Annotated in this window: 21 protein-coding genes; 1 reads left to right on the plus strand and 20 read right to left on the minus strand. The window is 68.7% G+C overall.

Translation table 11 applies throughout. The features are described from left to right. Positions 1-20: 20 nt before the first annotated feature. The 19 genes from BLW75_RS13530 to BLW75_RS13620 form a co-directional block, all read right to left on the minus strand. Positions 21-443: a hypothetical protein gene (locus BLW75_RS13530; protein ID WP_034316408.1), complete on the minus strand. Its 423-nt coding sequence runs from the start codon at positions 441-443 to the stop codon at positions 21-23. A 34-nt stretch (positions 444-477) separates the two neighbouring features. Further along, positions 478-1,299, minus strand: coding sequence for an isoprenyl transferase (locus BLW75_RS13535; protein WP_034316407.1), 822 nt, complete (start codon positions 1,297-1,299; stop codon positions 478-480). Positions 1,300-1,338: 39 nt separating this feature from the next. After that, positions 1,339-2,100: a DNA repair protein RecO gene (recO, locus tag BLW75_RS13540; protein ID WP_034316406.1), complete on the minus strand. Its 762-nt coding sequence runs from the start codon at positions 2,098-2,100 to the stop codon at positions 1,339-1,341. Positions 2,101-2,155: 55 nt separating this feature from the next. Continuing rightward, positions 2,156-2,590 carry a CD225/dispanin family protein gene (locus BLW75_RS13545; protein ID WP_034316405.1) on the minus strand — a complete coding sequence of 145 codons (435 nt, stop codon included), beginning with the start codon at positions 2,588-2,590 and terminating at the stop codon, positions 2,156-2,158. Positions 2,591-2,628: 38 nt separating this feature from the next. After that, positions 2,629-3,096 (minus strand): CD225/dispanin family protein, encoded by a 468-nt coding sequence (locus BLW75_RS13550; RefSeq protein WP_091599740.1) that lies wholly within the window; start codon positions 3,094-3,096, stop codon positions 2,629-2,631. Between the two features lie 54 nt (positions 3,097-3,150). Beyond that, a complete protein-coding gene (locus tag BLW75_RS13555) occupies positions 3,151-4,425 on the minus strand; it encodes an RDD family protein (protein ID WP_034316403.1) in 1,275 nt (424 codons plus the stop codon). A 146-nt stretch (positions 4,426-4,571) separates the two neighbouring features. Continuing rightward, positions 4,572-5,024, minus strand: a complete 453-nt coding sequence (locus BLW75_RS13560) for a DUF2752 domain-containing protein (protein ID WP_016332467.1) — start codon at positions 5,022-5,024, stop codon at positions 4,572-4,574. Further along, positions 5,021-5,371, minus strand: a complete 351-nt coding sequence (locus tag BLW75_RS13565) for a CD225/dispanin family protein (protein WP_034316402.1) — start codon at positions 5,369-5,371, stop codon at positions 5,021-5,023. The genes BLW75_RS13560 and BLW75_RS13565 overlap by 4 nt, the downstream gene beginning before the upstream one ends. A gap of 25 nt (positions 5,372-5,396) precedes the next feature. After that, a complete protein-coding gene (locus BLW75_RS13570; RefSeq protein ID WP_034316401.1) occupies positions 5,397-5,738 on the minus strand; it encodes a CD225/dispanin family protein in 342 nt (113 codons plus the stop codon). 156 nt (positions 5,739-5,894) lie between these two features. Next, positions 5,895-6,794 (minus strand): GTPase Era, encoded by a 900-nt coding sequence (gene era, locus BLW75_RS13575; RefSeq protein ID WP_016332464.1) that lies wholly within the window; start codon positions 6,792-6,794, stop codon positions 5,895-5,897. Then, positions 6,794-7,120, minus strand: coding sequence for a cytidine deaminase (locus tag BLW75_RS13580; RefSeq protein WP_034316400.1), 327 nt, complete (start codon positions 7,118-7,120; stop codon positions 6,794-6,796). Before BLW75_RS13580 ends, era begins: the two co-directional genes overlap by 1 nt. Further along, positions 7,113-8,465 (minus strand): hemolysin family protein, encoded by a 1,353-nt coding sequence (locus tag BLW75_RS13585; protein ID WP_034316399.1) that lies wholly within the window; start codon positions 8,463-8,465, stop codon positions 7,113-7,115. The genes BLW75_RS13580 and BLW75_RS13585 overlap by 8 nt, the downstream gene beginning before the upstream one ends. Before the next feature lie 11 nt (positions 8,466-8,476). Further along, a complete protein-coding gene (gene ybeY, locus BLW75_RS13590) occupies positions 8,477-9,031 on the minus strand; it encodes an rRNA maturation RNase YbeY (protein ID WP_034316398.1) in 555 nt (184 codons plus the stop codon). Next, positions 9,028-10,113 carry a PhoH family protein gene (locus BLW75_RS13595; protein ID WP_034316397.1) on the minus strand — a complete coding sequence of 362 codons (1,086 nt, stop codon included), beginning with the start codon at positions 10,111-10,113 and terminating at the stop codon, positions 9,028-9,030. The genes ybeY and BLW75_RS13595 overlap by 4 nt, the downstream gene beginning before the upstream one ends. A gap of 114 nt (positions 10,114-10,227) precedes the next feature. Beyond that, the gene (locus tag BLW75_RS13600) at positions 10,228-10,578 is read right to left on the minus strand and encodes a histidine triad nucleotide-binding protein (RefSeq protein ID WP_034316396.1); all 351 of its coding nucleotides are present in this window, start codon (positions 10,576-10,578) and stop codon (positions 10,228-10,230) included. Between the two features lie 364 nt (positions 10,579-10,942). Further along, positions 10,943-11,695 (minus strand): 16S rRNA (uracil(1498)-N(3))-methyltransferase, encoded by a 753-nt coding sequence (locus BLW75_RS13605; RefSeq protein WP_034316395.1) that lies wholly within the window; start codon positions 11,693-11,695, stop codon positions 10,943-10,945. Between the two features lie 3 nt (positions 11,696-11,698). After that, the gene (gene dnaJ / locus BLW75_RS13610; RefSeq protein WP_034316394.1) at positions 11,699-12,868 is read right to left on the minus strand and encodes a molecular chaperone DnaJ; all 1,170 of its coding nucleotides are present in this window, start codon (positions 12,866-12,868) and stop codon (positions 11,699-11,701) included. Between the two features lie 42 nt (positions 12,869-12,910). Continuing rightward, positions 12,911-13,936: a heat-inducible transcriptional repressor HrcA gene (hrcA, locus tag BLW75_RS13615; protein ID WP_034316393.1), complete on the minus strand. Its 1,026-nt coding sequence runs from the start codon at positions 13,934-13,936 to the stop codon at positions 12,911-12,913. 378 nt (positions 13,937-14,314) lie between these two features. Continuing rightward, entirely contained in the window at positions 14,315-14,923 is a 609-nt protein-coding gene (locus BLW75_RS13620; RefSeq protein WP_034316391.1) for a DUF1707 SHOCT-like domain-containing protein, read from the minus strand. Positions 14,924-15,287: 364 nt separating this feature from the next. Here BLW75_RS13620 and BLW75_RS13625 point away from each other — a divergent pair, with 364 nt between their 5' ends. Then, positions 15,288-16,538: a lipase family protein gene (locus BLW75_RS13625; protein WP_091597550.1), complete on the plus strand. Its 1,251-nt coding sequence runs from the start codon at positions 15,288-15,290 to the stop codon at positions 16,536-16,538. An 81-nt stretch (positions 16,539-16,619) separates the two neighbouring features. On the opposite strand, the gene BLW75_RS13630 is transcribed toward BLW75_RS13625, so the two are convergent. Then, a complete protein-coding gene (locus tag BLW75_RS13630) occupies positions 16,620-18,116 on the minus strand; it encodes a CoA-acylating methylmalonate-semialdehyde dehydrogenase (RefSeq protein WP_034316389.1) in 1,497 nt (498 codons plus the stop codon). Positions 18,117-18,121: the final 5 nt, after the last annotated feature.

Below are 18,121 nucleotides of genomic sequence, written 5' to 3' on the forward strand. Positions count from 1 at the left end.
GTGACCCAGCGTTCCGGCGGTCACTCCCCGGGAGCGGTCCCCAGCAGGTCCGAACGCAGCTGCGACGCCGTCGAGACGACCAGCATGAGCAGCGTTCCGAGCGGCGAGGGTTCCATGCCCTCGGCCGGGAAGGCGTACCTCAGCGTGATGTCGATGCCCTTCTCCGAGCGCACGACACCGAGCGTCCCGAACAGGCCCTGACCGGCGCGTTCGGCCGCCGAGGCCGCGATCGCCGGGTCGTCCGGCAGGTCCCAGGCGACGACGCAGGTCAGACTCAGCACGGTCAGCCCTTCGGCCAGCCGGGTCGCCTGGATGACGCACGGGACGTCCGCGTGCGAGAAGGTCAGCGCGCCGTCGTCGTCGACGTGGACTTCGAGATAGCGCTCAAGGGCTTCCCGCGCGGAGGTGAGCAGGGCCGCCGTATCCGCCGCCTCGGTATTCATGCCGCCTCCGCGGGAAAAAGTACGTCGGCGGGAGTCATGAGGTTCCTTCCGAAGCCTTGTCGATGGCCCCGCCGAACCGGCGGTCCCGTTTCGCGAACTCGAGGCAGGCCCGCCACAGGTGGGTGCGGTCGAAGTCCGGGAAGAGCGTGTCCTGGTAGACCATCTCGGCGTAGGCCGACTGCCAGAGCAGGAAGTTCGACGTGCGCTGCTCCCCCGACGGCCGCAGGAACAGGTCCACGTCCGGCATGTCGGGCTGGTACAGGTACTTCCCGATGGTCTTCTCGGTGACCTTGTCCGGGTTCAGCTTCCCGTCGGCGACGTCCTGCGCGATCCGCCGCATGGCGTCGCCCAGCTCGGCGCGGCCGCCGTAGTTGACGCACATGGTCATGTTCAGCGCCGTGTTGTGCTTGGTCTTCTCCTCGGCGACCTGCAGTTCCTTGATGACGCTCGCCCACAGCTTGGGGCGGCGGCCCGCCCAGCGGATGCGGACGCCGATCGAACCGAGGTAGTCGACCTGGCGACGGATGGTGTCGCGGTTGAAGCCCATCAGGAAACGGACCTCCTCCGGGCTCCGCTTCCAGTTCTCGGTGGAGAACGCGTACACCGACAGCCATTTGACGCCCAGTTCCACGGCACCGCTGGCGACGTCGATCATCACCGCTTCGCCGCGTTTGTGGCCTTCGATCCGCGGCAGTCCCCGCTGGTTGGCCCAGCGGCCGTTGCCGTCCATCACCAGCGCCACATGCTTCGGGAGGAGTTCCTTGGGGATCTCCGGCGGCCGGGCACCGGACGGATGCGGCTCCGGCGCGCGAAGTTCGAATTGTGACGCCTTGTTCTCGCGTCCCCTGCGCAGCACCTTCGAGCCTCCCGATCGAGCGAACCTGTGCCTGCGACCCTACTGCGCCTGCGTGCTGGTCTCCCGCGCACGCCTCTCCACCAGCGGCAGCGACCGCAACTGACGCTCCAGATGCCACTGCAGATGGGCCGCGACCAGGCCGGACGCGTCCCGCCGCGGCACCGGCTGCGAAGCCTCGGCCACCGGCCACTCGCCGTGCAGCAGCGCCGCGAGCAGGGTCAGCACCTCCGGGGAGGGGTGGACACAGCCGGGAACTCGGCAATTCGGGCACATCGAGCCGCCGGCGGACACGCTGAACGCCTTGTGCGGCCCCGGCAGGCCGCAGCGGGCGCATTCGGTGATGGCGGGCGCCCAGCCGGCGTAGGCCATGGCCCGCAGGAAGAAGGCGTCGAGGATGAGGGAACTGTCCCGTTCCCCGCCCGCGAGCGCGCGAAGGGCTCCGACGACGAGCATGTAGAGCTTGAGCACCGGCTCGCCCTCTTCGGCGGACAACCGGTCCGCCGTCTCGGCGATGGCGCTCGCGGCGGTGTAGCGCTGGTAATCGGCCACCAGGGGCAGGGCGAAGGCGTCGACCGTCTCGACCTGGGTGATCACGTCGAGCGAGCGGCCGGTGTAGAACTGGACGTCGACGTGGCCGAACGGCTCCAGCCGCGCCCCGAAGCGCGATGACGTCCGACGCACGCCTTTCGCGACCGCACGGACCTTGCCGTGCCGCCGCGTGAGGAGGGTGACGATCCGGTCGGCCTCACCCAGCTTGTGCGTCCGCAACACCACTCCGGTGTCGCGATAGAGGTTCACCACCCCGACATCGTCCCACCCGGGACCGACATCGGGGTGGTGCGCCCCGGAATCGAAATCAGCAGTAGCTGCCGTAGCAGCTGTACGTGGCCGTCGAAGCCGCGACGATCGAGATGATGATCATCACGATGCCGAACAGGCAGCCGACGCCGCCGATGATCGACGCGATCATGCACATGGTCCGCGTCGACCGTGACGCGTCCGCGGCGGCGGCGTAGTTGCCCTGCATCTTGTACGTGTTGACCTCGTTGGACTTCATGATCGCGAAGATCGCGATGATCCAGCAGAGGAAGATGCAGCCGATCGCCCAGCCCTTGTAGTCCTTGATGGCGTTGATGTCGCCACCGCCACCCGGCATACCGCCCGGTGCGCCGTAAGGGGAAGGCTGGCCGTACGGAGCGGGCTGACCGTAGGGAGCGGGCATGCCACCGGAGGGCGGCCCATAGCCAGGCTGCTGTCCGTAGGGCTGCTGCTGGCCGTAGGGGTTGGTCATGAAAGTGGTCCTCGTTGTTCTTTCGGCTACGGGTCGGGCTAGATGCTCGCGGCGACCAGGACGATCCAGAGAATGGAGAACAGGCAGCCGACCCCGCCGATGATCGAGGCGATCATGCACATGGTCTTGGTCGACTTCGACGCGTCCATGGCGGCGGCGTAGTTGCCCTGCATCTTGTACGTGTTGACCTCATTGGACTTCATGATCGCGAAGATCGCGATGATCCAGCAGAGGAAGATGCACCCGATCGCCCAGCCCTTGTAGTCGGGGATCGAGTTGATGTCGCCGCCACCGGGCATGCCGCCCGGAGCGCCGTAGGGCGCGGGCTGACCGTACGGCGCGGGCTGACCATAAGGCGCCGGCTGGCCGTACGGCATCGGGTTCGCGCCGGAAGGCTGGCCGTACGGCGCGGGCGTGGCGCCGGACGGGGGTCCGTATCCGGGCTGAGGCTGCTGGCCATAGGGCTGCTGGCCGGGGCCGGGCTGCTGGCCGTACGGGTTCGTCATCGGGTTCCCCACTTGTGTCGTGCTTCCCGACGGGTGGATCCCGCCGGTCGTTCCTTACTGCTGCGGTGTTCCGGGCCCGTTCGGCCCATCCGCTCCGGGCAACTGCTGCCTCAGCTGCTCCGGGGTGATCTTCTGCGTCGGCTCGGCTTCGTCGAACCCGGACGGTGCCTGCTGAGGCTGTTGCCCCGGGCGAAGGACCTGCGTCGGCTCGGACTCGCCCAGGGCCGGTCCAGGCTGGGACTCCGAGGACGGCGCCGCGGTTCCCTGCGGCTGCTGCCCGAACGGCTGGGACGGCTGCTGCCCGAACGCCTGTGGCTGTTGTGACTGCTGGGGCGCGCCGAAGGGCTGCTGCTGTTGCGGTTGCTGCTGCTGCCCGAACGGCGAGGGCGGCGCGGGGAACGACGACGAAGCCGGCTGCGGCGGCTCGGGGAATCCCGGCGACTGACCGAAGGGTGCCGACGCGGGCGCGGCGGCGGCTTCGCCCGGCACGACGACGGTGCTGAGGATCTTGTCGGCGAACGTCTGCTTCTTCTCGTCCCACAGCGGCCAGAGGTAACCGAGACCGCAGACCCAGCCGTCGAGGTTGTGGCACAGGTCGCGGACGAAGGCCATCAGCGGGCCGATCGGCTGCCCGTCGCTCTCGCGGACGAGCTTGATCTTCAGGATCTTCTTGCCGAGCGACTGGCCGGTGGTGCCCATCTTGATCCACCGGTTGTAGACGGTCCAGGCGAAGCCCGCGAGATAACCGAGACCGGCGATGAACAGACCGAGTGTGTCAGGCCCCGTCGCCGAGATGATCATGCCGATGATCGGCAGCACGACGATCGGGCCGAAGTCGATGAGCGTCGCGCCCGCGCGCAGGCCCCAGTGGGCGTAGTCGGTCCGCGGGCCGAACTGGGTGGCCTGACCGAACGGCGAGGGCTGGCCCTGCTGACCGAACGGCGAAGCCTGACCCGGCTGCTGACCGAACGGCGACTGCGGCTGCGCGCCGAACGGCTGGTTCGACTGCTGGCCGAACGGCGACTGCGGCTGTTGCCCGAAGGGCGAAGCCTGGTCACCCTGCTGCGGCTGCTGCCCGAAAGGCGAAGCCTGATCGCTGGGCGTCTGCTGACCGAACGGCGAAGCCTGGCCACTCTGCTGCGGCTGCTGCCCGAAAGGCGAAGCCTGATCGCCCGCCGCCTGCTGCCCGAACGGCGAGGACTGTTCTCCCGACGGCTGTCCGAACGGCTGCTGCGCCTGCGGTGACTGCGGCTGCCCGTCCCCCTGCGGGGGCCCGGATCCGGGCGGCGGCTGCTGTCCCGGCGGCTGCTGGCCGTAGGGAGTGGTCATCGAAATCCCCTCGCTGGTTCCTCGCCCCTGGCGCACGGGCCTCGTGCGGCGACCCGGGCTGAATGTACGGCATGGGTACACGCCGAGCAGACCGGTGCGCGGGAGCGTACTCGGTACCACCGACGATCCGGGCCTCGGCCCGGCACTCACACGTAAAGCGAGGTGAACGGGGCGAAGGGCAGGTTACGGATGACGAACCAGACGACGAACACGACACCGAACGCGAGCGGCGTCCAGCGCCAGTGCAGCCAGCTGTTCACCGCACGGCCCCGAAGTCTTCCGACCGCCCAGGCGACGGTGCTCCAGACGAGCAGCAGAACGACCACAAAGGACACCGCGTTGTAGTGCAGCGCGGCCGGGATGTCCCCGTGCAGCGCGCTGTAGACCATGCGCATGCCGCCACAGCCCGGACAGGCGATGCCGAGCAAGGTCTTGGTGGGACAGACCGGAAGCGGCCCGCCCGGAGTGGTGGGATCACCCAGCCAGAGGACGACGCAGCCGAGCCCCGCGCCGGCGGCGATGGCCAGGGGTGGCCCCAGCGCGCGGGCCTTCGCTTTGAACCCGCGCGCTGGGAATCCCGTGTAGACGGACGACGTCACGGCGTGAAGCTTCCCGCCGACGCGCCGATGATGACCATCACCACGATGAAGATGATGTACAGCAGGAAGAGCACGCCAGTGGAGATCGCTCCCCACATGGCCCACTTCTTCGCGTCGTCGGCGGCTTTCTGGGCTTCGGCGTAGAAGCCCTGCGACCACAACGTCTGCACCTGGCTCGACTTCACGATCGCCACGATACCCAGCGGCAAGCAGCACAACACCGTGCAGAGAATGGCCCACACCAGGTTGTTGTCCGGCGGCGGGCCGTAGTTCGGCATGCCACCGTAGTACGGCTGCTGCGGCGGTGGCCCGCCCGGAGGCGGGTAGTTCGGGTACTGGTCGGTCATGAGGTCTCCCCCTCGATCGCCTCGATCAGCGGTAGGTGTTCGGGTCGACCGAGGTCGCGAAGACGCCGAGCACGACGAAGAAGACGACGTACAGGATGGCGAGCACGACACCGACGATCGCCGCGATGATCGACCACTTCTTGGCCGCGTCGGCCGCTTCCTGCGCGGCGGCGGGCTGGCCCTGCGCCCAGAGGGTGTTCACCTGGTTCGCCTTGACGATGGCGACGATACCGAAGGGCAGGCAGCACAGGATCGTGGTGAGGATGGCCCACACCAGGTTGTTGTTGGGCGGCGGGCCGGGGTTGTTGAAGCCTCCACCACCCTGAGGGTCGCCGGAGTAGTTGGGCAGGCCCTGGTTGTCGGTCATTTACCGCTTTCCCTTCACGAATGAGATGTGGAAATCGACCCGGACGCCGCCGCCCGATCAGCGATCACCGGAGTCAAGGGTTGAGACTCTAAGGTCACCCGTCCGGTTCCACATCATCAACCGGTCTCCGCGACCGAATCGAGACATTCCGTTCAGTCAGAAGCCCAGCCGTCGCAACTGACGGGGGTCGCGCTGCCACTCTTTGGCGACCTTGATGTGCAGGTCGAGGTAGACCTTCGAACCGAGGAGCCCCTCGATCTGCTGCCGGGCGCGGGCGCCGACGTCCTTGAGCCGCTCACCCTTGTGCCCGAGGATGATGCCCTTCTGGCTCGGTCGTTCCACATAGAGGAACGCGTGCACGTCGATCATGTCGTCCCTGCCCTCGTGGGGCAGCATTTCCTCGACGGTGACGGCGATCGAGTGCGGGAGTTCGTCCCGGACACCCTCCAGCGCGGCCTCGCGGATCAGTTCGGCGACGAGGGTCTGCTCGGGTTCGTCGGTGAGTTCGCCGCCCGGGTACAGCTGCGGGCCTTCGGGAAGGTGCCGCACCAGCAGGTCCGAGAGCGCGCCGACCTGGAAACCGTCCACAGCGGACACCGGGATCAGCTCGGCGAACTCCATGACCTCCTGCAGGGCGAGCAACTGCTCGGCGACCTGCTCGGGCTTCACGAGATCCGTTTTGGTGACGACGCCGATCACCGGGGTGCGCTTGGCGATCTTCTTGAGCTCGGCGGCGATGAACCGGTCACCGGGACCGACTTTCTCGTTGGCGGGCACGCAAAGCCCGACAACGTCCACTTCGGACCATGTCGAGTGGACGATGTCGTTGAGCCGCTCGCCGAGCAGGGTCCTCGGCCGGTGCAGCCCCGGCGTGTCGATGATCACCAGCTGGGCGTCGTCGCGGTGGACGATGCCGCGGATGGCGTGGCGGGTGGTCTGCGGTTTGCTGGAGGTGATCGCCACCTTGCTGCCGACGAGCGCGTTGGTCAGCGTCGATTTGCCCGCGTTGGGCCGTCCGACGAAGCAGGCGAATCCTGAACGATGCGGCTCGGCCATCAGCTCAGCACCTTGCCGCTGGGATCGGCCAGGTGGATCGGGGCCCTCTCGGCGATGTCCCGCACCGCCTGCACGGACGCCTCCTTGAGCAGGCCTTCGGCGGTCACCACGACGGCGGCCTCGATTCCTTCGGCTCCACTCGAAACGGCGGCGGCGACGGCGGCCTGCAGCGCGGTGAGCTTGAACGACGGCTGGTCGACCGTGCTCGCCGCGTAGGTGCGGCCGTCGGTGTCGCGGAGCGCGGCGCCCTCGGCGGCCTGGGTGCGGGCTCGCGCGGACCTGGCCAGGGTCACCAGCTTCTGGTCTTCGGCGTCCAGCTCAGGCATGTTCGACACTCCTGTCACTTTCATCGGGCTGCGGGACCCGGGTCCGGCGCCTGCCCTGGGCAGGGTCGGTCACCGCGTCCGCGTCGGCGGGGTGGACGACCACCGTGGTGATCCGCATCCGCCCGCGCCGGTCCTTACCGCCTTCGGCGAACAGCCGAAGTCCGGCGACCTCGGCTTCGGCCCCCGGCAGCGGGACCCTACCCAGTCGCTCGGCGAGCAGCCCGCCCACGGTCTCCACGTCGTGGTCTTCGAGGTCGATCCCGAACAGTTCGCCCAGGTCGTCGATCGAGAGCCGGGACGAGACGCGGACCGCGCCGTTTTCGAGTTCTTCGATCTCGGGACGTTCGTCGGTGTCGGATTCGTCGGTGATCTCGCCGACGATCTCTTCGAGGATGTCCTCGATGGTGAGCAGGCCGGCGGTGCCGCCGTACTCGTCGACGGCGATCGCCATGTGGTTGTGGGAGACCTGCATCTCCTTGAGCAGATCGTCGAGCCGCTTCGAGTCCGGCACGAAGCTGGCCGGGTTCATCAGCTCCTCGACTTGGCGCTGCGAGCCGCCCTCGGCCATGTACGCGGGCATGAGGTCCTTGATGTTGACCACGCCCACCACGTCGTCGACGGAGTCGCCGATCACCGGCAGCCGGGTGAACCCGGTCCGCAGGGCCAGCGCGAGGGCCTGGCGCACGGTCTTGTCGTGCTCGATCCAGACGATCTCCGTCCGCGGCACCATGACTTCGCGCGCGACGGTGTCGCCGAGCTCGAACACCGAGTGGATCATCTCGCGTTCGGATTCCTCGACGACGCCGCGTTCCTGGGCGAGGTCGACCAGCTCACGCAGTTCGACTTCGGAGGTGAACGGTCCTTCGCGGAAGCCGCGGCCGGGGGTGATGGCGTTACCGAGGACGATCAGCAGCCTGCTGAGCGGGCCGAGGATCGACCCGAGGACACGGACGGGTCCCGCGACGACCAGGCCGATCCGGTACGGGTGCTGGCGGCCGAGGGTGCGCGGGCCGACGCCGATGAGCACGTAGCTCACCACGACCATCACGCCGGCGGCGACGACCACGGCGAGCCACAGCGGCTGGATCCAGCCAAGGACGTCCACGGTGACCAGCACGGTCGCGGTCAGCTCGCAGGTCATCCGCAGCAGCAGGATCAGGTTGATGTGACGGCGGCGTTCGGCGATGACCAGCGAAAGCTGACGCGCGCCGGGACGCCCGAGCCGGACGAGACCGTCGGCGCGGGCCTTGGAGACCGTGCTGACCGCCGCGTCGGCGGCCGCGAACACCCCGGCGAGCAGGATCAGCGCGATGGCGATGACCAGCAGGGCCGCGGGACTACCCATTCCGGCGCCGCCTAGGCCGGAGGTTCGTCGGCGGGCACGGCGTCGAGACCGGCGGTCCCGAGGAGCCTGTCGTCCGCGGAACGCTGCGCGTCGCGCTTGTTGAGCGCGGCCACGGCCGCCTGGAACTCGCCGAGGATCCGCTTCTGCAGGCCGAACATCTCGCGTTCCTCGGCGGGCTCGGCGTGGTCGTAGCCGAGCAGGTGCAGCACGCCGTGCGTGGTGAGCAGGTGCAGCTCGTCGATCAGCGAATGCCCCGCCGTCTTGGCCTGGTCTTTCGCGAACGCCGGGCACAGCACGATGTCGCCGAGCAGCGCGGGCGAGGCGTCCGGCGCGTCGGGGCGGCGCGACGAGTCGAGCTCGTCCATCGGGAAGGCCATCACGTCGGTGGGACCGGGCAGGTCCATCCACCGCTCGTGCAGGTCCTCCATCACCTCGAGGGTGACGAGCAGGATGGACAGCTCGGCGAGCGGGCTGACCTCCATCTTGTCGAGCGCGAACCGGGCGGCCGACACTATGGAGGCCTCGTCGACGTTCACGCCCGATTCATTGGCGATCTCGATGCTCATGAACGGCGTTGCCCTTTCCAGCCGTTGCCCTTGTCCTGGCTGTCCTGCAGCGCCTGCCACTTCTCGTACGCGTCGACGATGTCGCCGACCAGCTTGTGCCGCACCACGTCCTGGCTGGTGAGCTGGGCGAAGTGCAGGTCCTCGACACCTTCGAGGATGTCGCGGACCACCCGCAGGCCGCTCTTCTGGCCGTTGGGGAGGTCGACCTGCGTGACGTCGCCGGTGACGACGATCTTGGCGCCGAACCCGAGCCGGGTGAGGAACATCTTCATCTGTTCCGGCGTGGTGTTCTGCGCTTCGTCGAGGATGATGAACGCGTCGTTGAGAGTGCGGCCGCGCATGTACGCCAGCGGCGCGATCTCGATGGTGCCCGCCTGCATCAGCCGCGGGATCGACTCGGGCTCGACCATGTCGTGCAGCGCGTCGTAGAGCGGGCGCAGGTACGGGTCGATCTTTTCGTTGAGCGTGCCCGGCAGGTAGCCGAGGCGCTCACCGGCTTCGACGGCCGGGCGGGTCAGCACGATGCGGGTGACCTGCTTCGCCTGCAGAGCCTGGACGGCCTTCGCCATGGCGAGGTACGTCTTGCCGGTACCGGCGGGGCCGATGCCGAAGACGATCGTGTGCTTGTCGATGGCGTCGACGTAGCGCTTCTGGTTGAGCGTCTTGGGCCGGATCGTCTTGCCGCGCCGGGAGATGATGTTCATGCTCAGCACTTCGGCCGGTGACTCGTGGTCACCGGTGGAGAGCATGCCTACGGTGCGGCGGACGGTGGCCGGGTCGACCTGCTGGCCGCGGCCGGCGAGTGTCACGAGCTCGGCGAAGACCCGCTCCGCGAAGGCGACGTCGGCGGGGGCGCCGGTCAGGGTGACCTCGTTGCCCCGGACGTGGACATCGGCGGCGAGGAGTTCCTCGGCGACGCGAAGGTTCTCATCCCTCGAGCCGAGCAGGCTGAGCGCGGCGGCGTCGGGGATGGGGAATCGGGACTGGGCCGCCTCGGTGATCGCGGCCTCGTCGGTCTTCGTCGGGATGACGTCCGCGGGAACGTCGGGTCGGGCGGCTTCACCCGGTACGGTTCCGGCCACGTGGCCTCGGGCCTACTTCCTGCGCTTACGCTGCGATTTTCAACGACAGTGACAAGTGCGATGTTACTGGTTGCGGGTGTCGGCACGCAGTCCGGTTTCCGCGGGGCGCGCGCTTCAGCGGCCGAAATGCCCCAGCTGCTCGCCGCCGAGCACGTGCGCGTGCACGTGGAAGACGGTCTGCCCGGCGTCACCGTCGGTGTTGAACACCACCCGGTACCCGGACTCGGCGATCCCCTCGATCTCCGCGACCTTACGGGCCGTCGAGGCCACGTCGGCGAGGAGTTGCGGGTCACCGGAAGCCAGCTCGGCCAAGTTCCTGTACCGCTTCTTCGGCACCACGAGCACATGCACCCGAGCCTGCGGCGCTATGTCCCGGAACGCATACGTCGTCTCGTCCTCATACACCTTCTCGGACGGGATCTCCCCCGCGATGATCCGCTCGAACAACGTCTCCGCGTCACTCATCCCCCCACCCTATCCCCACCCCCGCACCGCACTCGCGTGCGCGGATGGACGACACGCGTGATCAGGCGGACGACTCTCGCCACCGCACGCTTCGCGGAACCGCGCCGCGGCGCGAATTTCGGGGTGCGCCAAGGAGTGAAGGCCGGAAATGAAGATGCCGCGGCGCGGTGGGCCCTGGGGGTCGGCCCACCGCCGCCGCGGCTCCGCCGGACCGAGGGGGGAGGTGCCCGGCGGGGATTCACGCGCGCGACCGGGCTTCATCCCCAGTGGCGCGCCGAAACCGTGTGTTGCGCGTCAGTTAACGAGAGTAACGGCTGTTTGCGTGATCGCGCCATAACTCGCCGCAAATTAGTGGGGTGTTTTTTCACTTCCAGCGTTCTGTGAGAACCCCTAGCGCCCCGAGTGCCACGGCGGCGGCGGTGGAGGTGCGCAAAACGGTGGGGCCCAACCGAATGGCGGTCGCGCCGGCGTCGCTGAGGGTGCTCAGTTCTTCGTCGGTGATGCCGCCTTCAGGGCCGACGACGAGGAGGATGTCGCCTTGTGCCGGGAGTTCGATCTCGGTGAGGCGGGTGGTGATGCCGGATTCGAGGACCAGTGCCCGGGAAACGGTCTGGGCGAGCTCGGCGAGTTCACGAGTGGTGACGGGTTCGGCGACTTCGGGGACGTGGGCGCGGCGGGCTTGTTTGGCGGCGGCGCGGGCGGTGGTGCGCCAGCGGGTGAGGGCTTTGTCGCCGCGGGTTCCTTCTTCCCAGCGGGCGACGCTGCGCGCGGCGCGCCAGGGGACGATGGCGTCGGCGCCGGCCTCGGTGGCGAGTTCGACGGCGAGTTCGCCGCGGTCGCCCTTCGCGAGTGCCTGGGCGACGATGACGCGCAGGGCGGGTGGTTCCTCGGTCCAGTGTTCTTCGATGGCGAGGGTGAGCGCCGCGTCGCGGCCCGCCTGGACGGCCTCGACGACACAGCGCGCCATGCCGCCTTCGCCGTCGGAAAGCACGAGACGTTCGCCGACGCGCAGACGGCGGACGGTGGCGGCGTGCCGGGCTTCCTCACCGTCGAGCGTGGTGCGCCCGGAGCCGGGCAGCGCGGCGGTGAGGAAGACCGGCAGTGTCGTCTCGGGCACGGGTTACCGGTGGTTCTTGGTGCGCAGCTTGGAGAACAGCCCGCCGGGCTTGGAGCCGTTCGAGGCGAGCGAAGGCACGTCCTCGCCTCGCTGCTGGGCGAGTTCGACGAGGAGGTCGCGCTGGGCGTCGTCGAGTTTGGTCGGCACGACGACGTCGATGTGGACGTGCAGGTCGCCGCGGCCGTCGACGCGGCCGGAGGACCGCAGCCGCGGCATGCCCTTGGCGGTGAGCACGAGTTCGGTGGCGGGCTGGGTGCCGGGCTCGATGTCGAGTTCGTAGTCCCCGTCGATGAGCGTCTCGATGGGCACCGTGGCGCCGAGGGCGGCGGTGGTCATCGGGATGCGGAAGTTGCAGTGCAGGTCGTTGCCCTGCCGGACGAACACCTCGTGGGGTGCCTCGTCGATCTCGACGTACAGGTCGCCCGCGGGGCCGCCGCCGGGGCCGACCTCGCCCTGGCCGGAGAGGCGGATGCGCATGCCGTCACCGACGCCCGGCGGGATCTTGGCGGTGACGTTGCGGCGGGCGCGGACCCGGCCGTCGCCGCCGCACTGGCGGCAGGGGTCGGGGATGACCTCACCGAAGCCGCGGCAGACCGGGCAAGGACGGGCCGTGACGACCTGACCGAGGAAGGACCGCTGCACGGACTGGACCTCACCCGCACCGCCGCAGGTGTCGCAGGTCTTGGTGCCGGTGCCTTCGGCCGCGCCGGCGCCGCGGCACAGGTCGCAGACGATGGCGGTGTCGACGGTGATCTCGCGGTCGACGCCGGTGGCGCATTCCTCGAGGGTGAGGCCGAGGCGGATGAGCGCGTCGGAGCCAGGCTGCACGCGGCTGCGCGGGCCACGTCCGCGACCGCCACCACCACCGGCGGCGCCGAAGAAGGCGTCCATGATGTCGCCGAGGCCGCCGAAGCCCGAGAACGGGTCTCCGCCGCCGCCGCCGCCGCGGGCGCCGCCGTCCATCGGGTCGCCGCCGAGGTCGACGACCTTGCGCTTCTGCGGGTCGGACAGCACCTCGTACGCGGTGGTCACCTCGCCGAAGCGGTGCTGAGCGTCTTCCGACGGGTTGACGTCGGGGTGCAGTTCACGGGCCAGTTTGCGGTACGCGCGCTTGATCTCCTGATCCGTCGCGTTCTTCGCAACCCCGAGAATGCCGTAATAGTCCCTCGCCACCGTCTTCGCCTTCTCCTTCTGACTTCGACCTCACCGCCGCGTTCAGCGACCGGCGAGGATCTGCCCCACGTAGTTCGCCACCGCGCGCACCGCGGCGATGGTGTTCGGGTAGTCCATCCTGGTCGGCCCGACGACGCCCATCCCGCCCAGCAGCATGTCGTCCATCCCGTAGCCGATGGACACCACCGAGGTGCTGCGCATCTGCTCGTCCTCATTTTCCTCACCGATGCGCACGCTGATCGCACCGGGGTTGCGGGCGGCCGCCAGCAGCTTGAGCACGATGACCTGCTCCTCGAGCGCCTCCAGCACCTGCCGCAGCGATCCGGGGAAGTCCGAGACGTTGCGGGTGAGGTTGGCCGTGCCACCGAGCACCAGCCGCTCTTCGGGGTGCTCGACCAGCGATTCCACCAGCACGGTACAGACGCGGGTGAGGCTGTCGCGCAGTTCGCCCGGCGACTTCTCGGGCAGTTCGGCGACCGACGCCGCGGCGTCGGCGAGACGACGGCCCGCCAGTGCCCCGTTGAGCACCGTGCGCAGCCTGGCGACGTTCTCCTCGGTGATGACGTCCCCGAGGTCGACGGTGCGCTGGTCGACGCGGCCCGAATCGGTGATCAGCACCAGCATCAGCCGCGCGGGGGTGAGCGGCACCACTTCGAGGTGGCGGACGGTGGAGTTGGTCATCATCGGGTACTGGATGACCGCGACCTGCCTGGTCAGCTGCGCGAGCAGCCGGACTGAGCGGCGCAGGACGTCGTCGACGTCGGTGCCGCTGTCGAGGAAGGCCGTGATGGCCCGGCGTTCGGCCGCGCTGAGCGGTTTGACCTCGGCGATCCGGTCGACGAACAGGCGGTATCCCTTGTCGGTGGGGATCCGGCCCGCGCTGGTGTGGGGCTGTGTGATGTAGCCCTCTTCTTCGAGCGCCGCCATGTCGTTGCGCACCGTTGCGCTGGACACCCCGAGGTTGTGTCTGTCGACGATCGCCTTGGACCCGACGGGCTCCTGGTTGGAGACGTAATCGGCGACGATCGCGCGCAGCACTTCGAATCGGCGTTCTTCGGCGTTGGCCACCCGCACCTCCCTCGGCTCGTCCTCACAACGAGTTTACGGAAGGCGGAGTGCCCCGGGAGCCACCGGACGTCTTTGGGCCTCGTGAGTGGCCAGGACGGTCAGAGCCGACCGTGTCTCAGGCACCACTGAATGTGGCGGCCCCGGCAACACCACCAGTCCCAGCGGTCACAGCGGCGGAGCGTGGAAACCCCTTCCCCAGCTCAGCCGAGGAAACTCGACCTTCACACGTTGCGGAGTACATGAAGGCCGCCGGTGGAGCCGGTCCCCATGACGCTCGTCCAGAGGCCACCCGTGCCCGGGCTCCCGGGACAGGTCCCGCCGACCACGGGGACCACACCCGTCGTGGTGGTGGCACTGAAACCTTCGAGCGTGAATACGTCAGCCACGCCCGCGACCGGATCGCCGCCGCGACTCCAGCGGCTTCCGAATCACTTTCACCGACCCCCACCAGGCGAAACCGGTGACCCGGAGAACCGCCGCGCCCGTCGACGGCCGCCGTCGCCCCGTCCTGCGACCGGTGCCGAATCCGCCCATCAGTCCGATTCCCCGGACGTCGACGGCGAAGTCCTCGGGAACCACGATCTTGACGCCGCCCATGACCGCCACCGCCCTGATGGTGCAAGGTCCGGCGGTGATCCGGGCATGCCGCAGGTCGAGGCGCACACTTCCCCAGAACGCGCGGCTGACATGGTTCGACGGCAGCGGTCCGTCGAACCGCCGCGTGGTGGCGGACATGACGGCGAACGAGCGCCGTCCGCCTTGCCCGTCGTCTCCGGCGGGAGACAGGGCGAGCGTGCCTCCGGGGGACAGATCCGCGACGACGGGTTCGAATTCCGCGAAGGTCTTCGCCGCGTAGACGGCGTCCAGTCTCGTTTCCAGTTCACCGGCGGTGATCCGTCCCGCGCCCATGGCTTCGTACAGCAGTTGCGCGACGCTTTCGCGATCGGAATCGGCCACCCGCATCGCCGACCGCTTCGGTTCCGACATGACCGCGATGGTAACCGGAATCGGCGATCGATTACCCCGGAGAATCGTCAAGTGCGGAAAGCCATGACCGCCATGAGCGAATTCAGGCCGTCCACATCGACGGGAATGACAAAACTGTCTCCGGCGTACCCTTTCCGGCTTTCGCCGAGATGTGCCATCCACGGCCTGACAATCACGGACGCGAACAGTCGTCCCGCCGTGACAATTTGACGGCCGGTGAGTCATCGGCCATTGACTGGCCATGGCGGGCAGGTCTTCCATCTGTGTCAGGTGCGGGAATTCGTCCCGGCACTACCGCGACAGTTCCCGCGATCAAGGCATTTCGTCGACCGGCCCCGCTTTCCGACTCATCGTGGAGTGCAGTATGACCCTTTCCTTCCGACATGGCCTTGTCACCACCATGACCGCGGCGTTGGTCGCCGCGGGCACGGCGGCGACCTTGGCGGTCGGTGCCCCGCCAGCGAGCGCGGACACGAATTCGGTATACACCTTGTCTTCACCACTTCCCGCCGGCGAGAACGGTGACGTGGTCAAGTCACAGCCTTCGACCTACAACGGCGCGAAAGCGACCCGGATCCAATATCTGTCCCGGGACAACAAGGACAAGCAAGTCGCGGTGAGTGGCACGGTTCTCGTGCCGGACAACCCGTGGAGCGGTCCCGGCGAACGGCCGATCGTGGCCTACGCGCCCTTCACCTTCGGCATGGGACCGGATTGCGCTCCCTCCAAGACCCTCGCGGGTGAGGGGGCCTCGGATCTGGTCTCCGGTTTCCAAGGCGGTTTCGTCGACGCTCTGCTGGGTGCCGGGTTCGCCGTGGCGCAGACCGACTACATCGGACCGTGGGTGGAAGGCAGCGGCGATCACCCGTACGTCGTCCGGTTGTCCGAGGCGCACACCGTGCTCGACGTCATCCGCGCCGCGCAGCGGCTGCCCGGAACCGGCCTGCCCGCCCGTGGCCCGGTCGGCATCGCCGGCTACTCCGAGGGCGGCAGTGCCGCCGCGGCCGCCGCCGAACTCGCCGCCACCTACGCGCCCGAACTGAACGTCAAAGGCGTCTACTCCGGCGCGCCGCCCGCGGACAAGGCGGCGCTGTCGAAGTCGCTCGACGGCGGAATGTACTTCGGGTTCCTCGGTTACGCCCTGATCGGAATCAACCAGGCCTACCCCGAGGCCAAGCTGATGAACCTGGCCAACCCGACCGGTGCCGAACTGTTCCTGCAGGCCCGCCGGACCTGCACCATGAACGCGGTCCTCCAGTTCATGTACAAGCAGTCGAGCTCGCTGACGAAGGACGGCAAGCCCGTGTCCGCCTACCTGGCCCAGCCGCCCTTCGACGCGATCGTGGCGGAGAACCGGATCGGCACCATCAAGCCCGCCATGCCGGTCATGGTCGAACAGAGCACGATGGACGACGTCATCCCGGCCGCCGTCGGCAAGCGGATGGCGAAGGACTGGTGTGACAAGGGCGCCAACGTCCAGTGGAAGGATTTGCCGTCCTTGACGCCGTTCTTCTCCCACGCGCTGGGCATGACGGCAGCGCCCGGTGACGCGACCGCGTGGTTGAAGGGCGCGTTCAACGGGCAAGCCGGCACCGGCAACTGCGGCCGGTTCTGACTCTTCCGGTCCCACCGCGGCCGTCAAGGCCTCCTTCCCTACCTCAGGGTGGTGAAGGAGGCCTTCACCCGCGCGCTGCCGTCAGCTGTTGCGCGGGAACCCGAGGTTCACCCCGCCCTGCGAGGGGTCCGGCCACCGCGAGGTGACGACCTTCGTCCGCGTGAAGAAGTGGAACCCCTCCGGCCCGTACGCGTGGCTGTCGCCGAACAGCGAGTCCTTCCACCCGCCGAACGAGTAGTAGCCGACCGGCACCGGGATCGGCACGTTCACGCCGACCATCCCGACCTCGACCTCGTTCTGGAACCGCCGCGCAGCGCGTCCGTCGTTGGTGAAGATCGCGGTGCCGTTGCCGTAGGGGTTGCCGTTGATCAGCTCCAGCGCCGCGTCGTATCCGTCGGCCCGCGCGACCGCCAGCACCGGCCCGAAGATCTCGTCGGTGTAGATCGACATCTCGGGCGTGACGTGGTCGAACAGTGTCGGGCCGAGCCAGAACCCGCCGTCCTCGCCGTCGACCTCGACGCCGCGGCCGTCGACGACGAGCCGGGCGCCCGCGTCGACCCCCGCCCCGACGTAGGACTCGACGCGTTCGTGGTGGGCGGCGGTGACGAGCGGCCCCATCTCCGAAGTGGGCCGCATGCCGTCGCCGACGCGCAGCCGCTTGATCCGCTCGGCGATCTTCGCGACCAGTTCGTCGCCGACCGGATCGACCGCGACCACGACCGACACCGCCATGCACCGCTCCCCCGCCGAGCCGAAGCCCGCCGAGACGGCCGCGTCGGCGGCGAGGTCGAGGTCCGCGTCCGGGAGCACGACCATGTGGTTCTTCGCGCCGCCGAGCGCCTGCACGCGTTTCCCGTGCCTGGTCCCGGTTTCGTAGACGTACTTCGCGATCGGCGTCGAGCCGACGAACGAGATCGCCTTGACGTCGCGGTGCTCCAGCAGCCCGTCGACGGCCACCTTGTCGCCGTGCAGGACGTTGAGGACGCCGTCGGGCAGGCCTGCCTCGGCGAACAGTTCCGCGATGAACACGGCCGCGGACGGATCCTTCTCGCTCGGCTTGAGCACGACGGTGTTGCCGCAGGCGAGCGCGTTCGGGACGAACCACAGCGGGACCATCGCCGGGAAGTTGAACGGCGAGATCACGCCGACCACGCCCAGCGGCTGCGAGATCGAGTAGACGTCGACACCGGTGGAGGCGTTCTCGCTGAACCCGCCCTTGAGCAGCTGCGCGGCGCCGCAGGCGTACTCGACGTTCTCGATCGCGCGCGCGATCTCTCCCGCCGCGTCGGATTCGACCTTGCCGTGTTCGCTCGTGACGATCTTCGCCAGCTCGTGACGCCGCGCCGAAAGCAGCTCACGGAAGGCGAACAGCACCCGCGTCCGCCCGGCCAGCGACGTCCCGCGCCAGCCCGGCAGCGCCCGGGACGCGGCCGCGACGGCGGCGTCGACGTCGTCCTGCGCGGCGAAGGCGACCTTCGCCCGCACCCGGCCGGTGGCCGGATCGAACACGTCCCCGGATCGGTCGCTCACGCCTTCGCACGGTTTGCCGTCTATCCAATGGGTGATGCGGTCGGTCACGGGTT

The organism is Amycolatopsis lurida, from assembly GCF_900105055.1.
GTDB classification, from domain to species: Bacteria; Actinomycetota; Actinomycetes; order Mycobacteriales; family Pseudonocardiaceae; genus Amycolatopsis; species Amycolatopsis lurida.

What these genes read in the sequence shown, in the direction of transcription:
- BLW75_RS13625 (WP_091597550.1), top strand. Translation starts at nt 15,288, where the DNA reads ATGACCCTTTCCTTCCGACATGGCCTTGTCACCACCATGACCGCGGCG.
- BLW75_RS13570 (WP_034316401.1), bottom strand. Translation starts at nt 5,738, where the DNA reads ATGACCGACAACCAGGGCCTGCCCAACTACTCCGGCGACCCTCAGGGT.
- BLW75_RS13580 (WP_034316400.1), bottom strand. Translation starts at nt 7,120, where the DNA reads ATGCCTGAGCTGGACGCCGAAGACCAGAAGCTGGTGACCCTGGCCAGG.
- BLW75_RS13530 (WP_034316408.1), bottom strand. Translation starts at nt 443, where the DNA reads ATGAATACCGAGGCGGCGGATACGGCGGCCCTGCTCACCTCCGCGCGG.
- BLW75_RS13620 (WP_034316391.1), bottom strand. Translation starts at nt 14,923, where the DNA reads ATGTCGGAACCGAAGCGGTCGGCGATGCGGGTGGCCGATTCCGATCGC.
- era (WP_016332464.1), bottom strand. Translation starts at nt 6,794, where the DNA reads ATGGCCGAGCCGCATCGTTCAGGATTCGCCTGCTTCGTCGGACGGCCC.
- BLW75_RS13565 (WP_034316402.1), bottom strand. Translation starts at nt 5,371, where the DNA reads ATGACCGACCAGTACCCGAACTACCCGCCTCCGGGCGGGCCACCGCCG.
- BLW75_RS13585 (WP_034316399.1), bottom strand. Translation starts at nt 8,465, where the DNA reads ATGGGTAGTCCCGCGGCCCTGCTGGTCATCGCCATCGCGCTGATCCTG.
- BLW75_RS13600 (WP_034316396.1), bottom strand. Translation starts at nt 10,578, where the DNA reads ATGAGTGACGCGGAGACGTTGTTCGAGCGGATCATCGCGGGGGAGATC.
- BLW75_RS13550 (WP_091599740.1), bottom strand. Translation starts at nt 3,096, where the DNA reads ATGACGAACCCGTACGGCCAGCAGCCCGGCCCCGGCCAGCAGCCCTAT.
- BLW75_RS13545 (WP_034316405.1), bottom strand. Translation starts at nt 2,590, where the DNA reads ATGACCAACCCCTACGGCCAGCAGCAGCCCTACGGACAGCAGCCTGGC.
- BLW75_RS13555 (WP_034316403.1), bottom strand. Translation starts at nt 4,425, where the DNA reads ATGACCACTCCCTACGGCCAGCAGCCGCCGGGACAGCAGCCGCCGCCC.
- ybeY (WP_034316398.1), bottom strand. Translation starts at nt 9,031, where the DNA reads ATGAGCATCGAGATCGCCAATGAATCGGGCGTGAACGTCGACGAGGCC.